Source organism: Halomonas sp. AOP27-A1-41 (assembly GCF_052378605.1).
Taxonomy (GTDB): Bacteria; Pseudomonadota; Gammaproteobacteria; order Pseudomonadales; family Halomonadaceae; genus Vreelandella; species Vreelandella citrativorans.
Window position 1 is genome coordinate 1 of record NZ_JBQSXT010000041.1, and the last position, 7,544, is coordinate 7,544.

A 7,544-nucleotide genomic window follows, 5' to 3' on the forward strand; every position below is an offset into this window, starting at 1 on the left:
AAAAGCGGACGTTGAGGCAATACTGATATAACGCCCGCATTTGCGGCTGGTTTGGAGCGCAGTGGAAAACCAGTCCGACAACATGCGCTTGTTATGTTTTATCATTCCAATGGTCTGCCCCTTCAAGTAGGACTTCGATTGTTTCTTTGCTCTTACCGGAATAAATCCCGTTTTCTTGTAGCAGAACCAATAATGGCTTAATTGACAATGCTGAAGAGTAGCCTAGTTCTTCTGATTGATTATTCATAACTAAGGACTCAGTAAGTACGCCTAGTAAAAAACCATATTCGCTGATTACTGGCCCTCCACTATAACCACCTCGGCCCATGTTAAATATTATGAAGTGAGGGTGTGGGCCATTATATTTATCCACAACTGCATTTACCTTACCCTCCGATGCGAGTAAAACCGGCCTATTAGAAAAAAGAATAGGAGGGAACCCCATCAGTAAAACCTTAGAGAGCACCAATTCGTCACCAATCCAGTCATCTAGATGTCCACCAATCTCTATATGATCAGTTTGCTCAAACCCTTCGGGTGAGCCCACGATTGTTGTTTTGGTGAGGTAGTGAAAAAAGGTCCAAGTTGGTTTTTTTATTATTGCTAAATAAACTTTTCATCGCTGTGACGAATGACTTTCTCTATCTCCAGATTCTGGCCGCAATATTCTGAAACCATCCTTCGATTTCACCGTCATTGATAACATGCGCTGCCGTAGCAAGCCATCCCTTAGTTTCCATGCATTACTCCCACCACGCCCTAAAACGCTGTTCGCTATCATCAAGCCAGATGGGCTCCCCTATTATAGGCGTTACAAGCCGATAGCCTCTTGTTTCACTAGCGGACGTAATACGTTCAAAAGGCTCTTGCCATGGATGTTGGGCGAGCGAGAACTTACCCACATGAGCAGGCAATAGCGTATCAGCCCCAAGATCCTCGGCAGCTTCGGCTGCCTCCTCAGGCGTCATATGGATGTAGGCCCAGCGTGGGTCGTACTGGCCATGATCCAGCGAAACCAGATCAAAACCGTCGAAGCGCTGCCCTATTTCAGCAAAGTGAGGGCCATAGCCACTGTCTCCACTGAAAAAGAGTCGGCGCTCGGGGCTCTCAAGTGCAAAACCAATCCAAATCGTCCGGTTGCGTGTCAGCATACGCCCTGAATAGTGTCGCGCTGGCAAAACATGCAGCGCCAGACCGCTTTTCAATTCGAAGGCATCATTCCAATCACCTTCATGCACAAGCTCGGGATCGTACCCCCACTTCTCGAAGTACGCCCCTACGCCAAGGCCGGTAAAAACCTCACCTACCTGGGGTTTGAGCGCGTTGATCGTAGGGTAATCCAAATGATCCCAGTGGTCATGGGTCACCAGTAAGTAATCGATCGGGGGTATGTCATCAGCCGTATAGGGATTCGTTCCTGCAAAGGCACGGTTGGCAAAAGGGATGGGGGCCGCGTCTATACTGAATACCGGATCAATCAGAAACCGCCTTCCAGACAACTGTATGTAATAGGAGGAGTGGCCCAGCCAAATCACAATGTCCTCATTGACATCCAAGGCGTGTAAGTCCGTTTTCACCGAAGGAATATTGTCATCTGGACGCAGCCCTTCACTGTCGGAGCGCCAATTTTCGAACAAAATGGACAGTGTGCTTCTATCTTCAGTCAGCATCGGCGTGTCGATCAGATTTTGAAATTCACCGTCAATATAGTGTGGAGAACGCTCGATTGTGGCGAGGCGCTCACCTGAAGGGAGCCTGCCGAACTTGGGGTGTTGAAGATAGGCCCAGCTACCCAGCGCAACTACGCCAGCCAGAAGCAAAGTACTCATAATCACTTTTTTCAATTTGCTTTCCTTACAAGGTGCTTCTCTAATCCCTATCAAAGCCTGTTAGGCCCAGCATTATGAGAGCAGCCAGAATCTACCAAAGAACGCCTTTCACGAACGCACTTCGGTAGATATCGTGGCCACACATTTCACATGAAATATTACGTGGCTCAATCGAGGCTACGGGCATCCATCACGAAGCGGTACTTTACATCTCCCTTCAACATCCGTTCGTAAGCTTCATTGATCTCATCGGCGCGGATCATTTCGATGTCAGCAACGATGCCGTGCTTAGCACAAAAGTCCAACATCTCCTGAGTTTCTGGAATGCCGCCAATCATCGACCCCGCCAACGAACGGCGCTTCGAGATTAGATTAAATACGTTCGGTGACGGGTGTGGTGTTGCTGGAGCGCCTACCAACACCATGGTGCCATCGCGTTTGAGCAGAGCAAGGAGCGCATTAATATCGTGCGGAGCGGCCACCGTGTTGAGAATCAGGTCGAAGCTCTTGGCATGCGCTGACATTTCCTCAGCATTGTTTGACACCACCACTTCATTCGCTCCCAGCACTATGGCTGCATCACGCTTGGCCTCAGAGGTGGTGAAGGCGACAACATGCGCGCCCATCGCATGAGCCAGCTTGATACCCATGTGCCCAAGCCCACCGATGCCGACCACGCCAATCTTCTTGCCTGGACGGGCATCCCAGTGGCGCAGCGGCGAGTAGGTGGTGATGCCAGCACACAGTAACGGCGCGACGGCGGCCAATTGCGACTCAGGATGGCGGATTTGTAACACGTAGCGCTCATCGACGACGATCTGTTGCGCGTACCCGCCCAGCGTGTGTCCTGGCGCATCCGGCGTCGGGAAGTTATAGGTGCCGACCATACCGTCACAGTAATTTTCCAGACCGTCACCACACTCCTCACAATGCTGACAACTGTCCACGATGCACCCAATACCAACAAGATCACCCACCTTGTGTTTGTTAACGTGAGCGCCGACCGTCGAAACGCGACCGACGATCTCGTGACCCGGTACACAGGGATATAGAGTACCGGCCCATTCAGAGCGCACCTGGTGAATATCGGAATGGCAGATACCGCAATAGACGATGTCGATCTGCACGTCTTGTGGGCCTGGCTCGCGCCGGGTGATGGTAATTGGTTCGAGTGGCATATCGCCCGAATGGGCGCCATAAGCTTTAACGGTCATAATAATTCTCTGTGTAGTAGATTGAAGTTAGTGTTCATGCCAGCACCAGCCACTTGCAGTGGGCCTGCCACAGATAACGCTGTGGCAGGTGCTCTGAATACGTTATTAAGGACGCATCCGGTGAAAGCACATGATGGACACGAAAGCTGCATCTAAAACCCCGCTTAGATCAGGTGCTCGCCAAAGAACTCCGCCAGCCTGTCAAACGGAATCTTGTCCATTCGATCGTACAAGTCAACATGGCTAGCTCCTTCGACAATTATGAGTTCCTTAGGCTCCGCTGCGGCCGCATAGGCGGTTTCACTGAAGTAGAGCGAGTGTGCGGTTTCGCCATGAATCAACAGAAGAGGCCGAGGCGAAATTTCCTCAATGTAGGTAAGCAGCGGCATGTTCATAAAGGACAGCGGTGTAGTCTGCGTCCAGGAATTGCCTGAGTTGACGGCACGCTCATGGTACCCACGCGGTGTCATGTAGTAGTCGTGGTAGTCGACTAGGAACTGTGCTTCACCACCTTGTAATTCATTGTATGGCGGTTGGTAAGCCGGGCTCCCGTTTTTCGCGTCCGACCAGCGCTGTCGGCTCAACTGCTCCAGTGTTTGCGCCCGCTCCTCGGCAGTCATGCTGTCGTTGTAGCCCCTGGACATGACCCGCGTCATGTCGTACATAGTACTCGCCACAACGGCTTTTACGCGTTTATCTACAGCAACAGCATTCAGTGCCATGCCACCCCAGCCGCAAATACCTATTACGCCAATACGCTCTCGATCAACGTAGGGCTGCAGGCCAATAAAATCTACTGCAGCACTGAAGTCCTCAGTATTGATGTCCGGCGAGGAGACGTTGCGCGGCTCACCGCCACTTTCTCCGGTGTAGGATGGATCGAAGGCTAACGTGGCGAACCCGCGCTCAGCCAAGGTTTGCGCGTACAAACCAGAGGATTGCTCCTTCACCGCGCCGAACGGACCGCCAATGACAATGGCCGCTAGCCGTTCACCATCACGATTCTTCGGTAGATACAGATCAGCAGCCAGTGTAATACCGTAACGATTTTTGAACGTTACCTTCTCATGGTCTACCTGGTCGCTTTGCGGAAATGTCTTGTCCCATTCTTGCGTTACTCCAAGGGGCGTCTCGCCTGTGGCGGCCAAGGCTGACTGTGCACCAAGGATGACTGCTGTACCTGCCAGCACCGTTCCTTGTATGAACCCCCTGCGTGATGTAGTGAGTTGATTGTTATCTAATGATTTCGAAGTAGATTCGTTCATAGGTTTCTCCATACCGGTTGAAGGTGGCGGGCACTAGACTGACGACCTGTAGGTCGCTGCAGGCGACCTACAGCGTGAGTCCATCGATCTAATGGCGCAGGCTGTGCTCGGGTTCTAATTACTGGAAAATTCGATACGCACACTTCCCCTGCCGAGCACTTGGCTCAGGCCGTCCGGGTCATCTACGCGACCGAGACGCGTATACGAATAGGACGAGTTAAAGGTCTGATAGAAAACAACTAAAGTTCTTGATCCGTACAACATGAGATCACCGTTATAGATCGTGCCGGGGCGGTCGGCGTTCGTCGGTAATGATTGCGACAGATCAACGTATTTCTCATTACGATGGAGGTCGGCCATGTCCATCGAGAGCGGCAGCAACGCAGCAAACGCCTGGGCTGCTTCGGTATCAGCCAGGATAATTGAGAAACGGCGTTCGCCGACGTTCATCCACATGCGAGACTCCTCCGGTTGTACAGTGGCCTCTGCAGCGGCAGTGGACGGGTTTGACGTTGCGGATTGAGCCTGAGCCGCGGCGCATCCGCCAAGCACAAACAAACCACAAAGTAGGCCGAGTCCACGCCAAGGCCGCAAGCCGCGGACCATGCAATATTCGATGGCAAGATGACGTTGGCTATTACGGGAGACGCTGCGGCTTGTGGTCATAGATTTTTCCTGATGTGTTATCCGGCTCATACCACTTGTCGGACGTGCAACCGTGAGGTCATAAAGGCGAGAAAAGCTGCCAACATCAACACGATAGCACTGGCCACGAAGGCACTCCGGTAGCCTGTCAAATCGAACAGCAGGCCACCAGCGGTAGAGCCCAGCGCAATGGATAACTGGATAACCGCCACCATCAAACCACCGCCAGCTTCGGCGTTTTCTGGCAATGATTTAGCAAGCCACGCCCACCAGCCTACGGGCGCTGCCGTGGCGATCAATCCCCAGAACCCAAGCAGAACAAAGGCCATAGCGACCGATTCACCAAAGGCGATCAATGCTAGCGCGGTGGCCGCCATTAATAGCGGAATAACCACCAGGGTCCGGTACAAGTCCTTTTTAAGAAATCCCCCAATGAGCATGGTGCCTATTAATCCGGCAACACCCAGCACCAATAGGATTGATGAAAGCGTCGACACATTTACACCAGTAACGGTTTCAAGGAAGGGACGAACATAAGTGAACAGTGCGAACTGGCCCATGAAGAAAAGACCAATCGCCAACATGCCCAGAATCATCAAAGGGGTCTTCAACAACGTGAATACGTTGCCAGCACCGCTCGCCTTTGGAGCCGCCTTCATGGAGGGCAAACTGATCCATTGCCAAACCATCGCAACTAACGCCACTGGCACTAGGCAAAAGAAAGCCCCACGCCAACCGATAACACTGCCCAAGTAGCTTCCTAACGGAGCAGCCACTACCACCGCGAGCGCATTGCCCCCATTAAAAATCGCCAGTGCTTTAGGGACACTGTCAGCAGGCACTAATCGCATGGCGACTGCCGCCGACATCGACCAGAAGCCACCCACCACCACACCAATCAGCACCCGCCCTACCATGTACATCATGTAGCTAGACGCCAGTCCAACGACTAGCCCAGAGGCGCTCATCAGTGCCGTTAACATAAGCAACAAAGTCTTTCGGTCGATTCTACCCGCGAGCTTTGAAATCGATAGGCTTGTTAAGACCGCAAAACCTCCCGAAATCGCGATGCCGTAACCTGCCAGCCCTTCCGTGACACCAAGGTCGGCAGCGATGGGGGTTAGCAGACTCACCGGCATAAACTCCGAGGCGATTAACGCAAAGACACACAGCGTCATCGCAAAAACGCCACTCCAATAAGCAGGCTGTGATGTATTTTCCTGCTGGGCCACGCGATTAGTAGGTGCGGAGTCAAAGGCTTGTGTGCTCAAAACGTCTTCCCTCAAGCTGTGAATGGTGAAGGTCAATGTCAAAGGACCTTCTTTTACCAAGCACATGTTGACACGGGCCTTTCATTTTGATTAGTAGTTGTAATGTTTATGGACTTATGAGAAAAACTCAGCAATGACGCATTCGAGAGTTGACGACCTGCAGGCTTTTCTCGCCGTGGCACGAGACCAGAGCTTTACCAAAGCAGCTGCTAAGCTAGGGGTGACCCCTTCAGCCTTAAGCCACCGAATGAAAGCACTTGAGGAACGTCTTGGGCTGCGATTACTGGCCCGCACCACACGAAATGTCGCGCCAACGGAAGCGGGGGAACGGCTAGTGCAGTCGCTTACACCACTCTTTGATCAAATTGCCATGGAAGTCGAGGCGCTAGGAGAGTTGCGTGACAAGCCAGCGGGTACCATTCGCATATCGTGCACCGATGACCAGATTGCGCTTTGCCTGAGACCCAAAATGGCCGAGTTTCTGACCAATTATCCCGATGTCACCATTGAGCTCTACGTGGATTACGGGTTTACCAACGTGGTGACAGAGCGGTTTGATGCCGGTATACGCTTAGGCGAAGCGATTAGCCAAGATATGATTGCAATTCCACTCGGCCCTGAAGTGCGTTTAGTAGTAGTGGGTTCACCAGAATACTTCAATGAACATTCCGAACCCAAAACGCCTTATGAGCTGACCCATCATGCCTGTGTAGATATTCGCCACAGGCCCGATGGAGCAATCTATGCCTGGGAGTTTGAAAAGGATGGTAAGGAGTTCACCGTTAAGGGTCAGGGACAGCTTGTCTTTAACAGCATCGTTCATATACTCAATGCGGCTGTCGATGGGATCGGTCTAGCTTACGTTCCTGAGGCGTTGGCTGCTCCTTACCTAGCCGATGGGAGGCTTAGAAAAGTATTGACCGATTGGTCGCCATATTTTTCTGGGTTTCATCTCTACTATCCCAACCGGCGACAGTCCTCTCCTGCTTTTTCAGCTTTTGTGGACGCGTTTCGGTATAAAAGTTAAGTGCTGTTCGAAGTAGAGGAATATAGTGGTTCATTGATTCCAGATATCAACGTGCGGAATGCCCACGGTGTTGTCCAATAACTGGCCAGCCACAGCCTAGGGTTCGCCGACACTTTCAAGCACACCAAAGCTAAGAGTGTGAAAGTCTCCTGCGAGGCTTCAGTACTGAATGCCTTTAGTAAGGTGGGTATCACGCGTGGAGATCTGGCCTAGCCTCAATCTAGCTCGAACAATGAAGGCTAGGTAAAGGGGTCCTTGGGGGCTTATCCTCATTCCATGATATGTCCGCTTTG

At 51.9% G+C, this 7,544-nt stretch carries 7 protein-coding genes; 1 reads left to right on the top strand and 6 read right to left on the bottom strand.

Going from position 1 to position 7,544, the window contains the following annotated elements:
- Positions 1 to 91 precede the first annotated feature (91 nt).
- The 6 genes from ACT3TC_RS16705 to ACT3TC_RS16730 all read right to left on the bottom strand — a co-directional run bounded on the left by ACT3TC_RS16705 (position 92) and on the right by ACT3TC_RS16730 (position 6,224).
- Positions 92 to 547 carry a hypothetical protein gene (locus ACT3TC_RS16705; protein WP_444641063.1) on the bottom strand — a complete coding sequence of 152 codons (456 nt, stop codon included), beginning with the start codon at positions 545 to 547 and terminating at the stop codon, positions 92 to 94.
- Positions 548 to 743: 196 nt separating this feature from the next.
- Positions 744 to 1,829: an MBL fold metallo-hydrolase gene (locus ACT3TC_RS16710; RefSeq protein ID WP_444641065.1), complete on the bottom strand. Its 1,086-nt coding sequence runs from the start codon at positions 1,827 to 1,829 to the stop codon at positions 744 to 746.
- A 167-nt stretch (positions 1,830 to 1,996) separates the two neighbouring features.
- Positions 1,997 to 3,007 (bottom strand): NAD(P)-dependent alcohol dehydrogenase, encoded by a 1,011-nt coding sequence (locus tag ACT3TC_RS16715; RefSeq protein WP_444641067.1) that lies wholly within the window; start codon positions 3,005 to 3,007, stop codon positions 1,997 to 1,999.
- Positions 3,008 to 3,207: 200 nt separating this feature from the next.
- Positions 3,208 to 4,308 carry an alpha/beta hydrolase gene (locus ACT3TC_RS16720; RefSeq protein WP_444489841.1) on the bottom strand — a complete coding sequence of 367 codons (1,101 nt, stop codon included), beginning with the start codon at positions 4,306 to 4,308 and terminating at the stop codon, positions 3,208 to 3,210.
- A 114-nt stretch (positions 4,309 to 4,422) separates the two neighbouring features.
- Positions 4,423 to 4,974, bottom strand: a complete 552-nt coding sequence (locus ACT3TC_RS16725) for a cyclophilin-like fold protein (RefSeq protein WP_444489840.1) — start codon at positions 4,972 to 4,974, stop codon at positions 4,423 to 4,425.
- 26 nt (positions 4,975 to 5,000) lie between these two features.
- Positions 5,001 to 6,224: an MFS transporter gene (locus ACT3TC_RS16730; RefSeq protein WP_444641069.1), complete on the bottom strand. Its 1,224-nt coding sequence runs from the start codon at positions 6,222 to 6,224 to the stop codon at positions 5,001 to 5,003.
- Positions 6,225 to 6,357: 133 nt separating this feature from the next.
- Here ACT3TC_RS16730 and ACT3TC_RS16735 point away from each other — a divergent pair, with 133 nt between their 5' ends.
- Positions 6,358 to 7,251: a LysR family transcriptional regulator gene (locus tag ACT3TC_RS16735; protein ID WP_444489838.1), complete on the top strand. Its 894-nt coding sequence runs from the start codon at positions 6,358 to 6,360 to the stop codon at positions 7,249 to 7,251.
- The last annotated feature ends 293 nt before the right edge of the window (positions 7,252 to 7,544 follow it).

What these genes read in the sequence shown, in the direction of transcription:
- ACT3TC_RS16720 (WP_444489841.1), bottom strand. Translation starts at nt 4,308, where the DNA reads ATGAACGAATCTACTTCGAAATCATTAGATAACAATCAACTCACTACA.
- ACT3TC_RS16715 (WP_444641067.1), bottom strand. Translation starts at nt 3,007, where the DNA reads ATGCCACTCGAACCAATTACCATCACCCGGCGCGAGCCAGGCCCACAA.
- ACT3TC_RS16710 (WP_444641065.1), bottom strand. Translation starts at nt 1,829, where the DNA reads ATGAGTACTTTGCTTCTGGCTGGCGTAGTTGCGCTGGGTAGCTGGGCC.
- ACT3TC_RS16725 (WP_444489840.1), bottom strand. Translation starts at nt 4,974, where the DNA reads ATGACCACAAGCCGCAGCGTCTCCCGTAATAGCCAACGTCATCTTGCC.
- ACT3TC_RS16735 (WP_444489838.1), top strand. Translation starts at nt 6,358, where the DNA reads ATGACGCATTCGAGAGTTGACGACCTGCAGGCTTTTCTCGCCGTGGCA.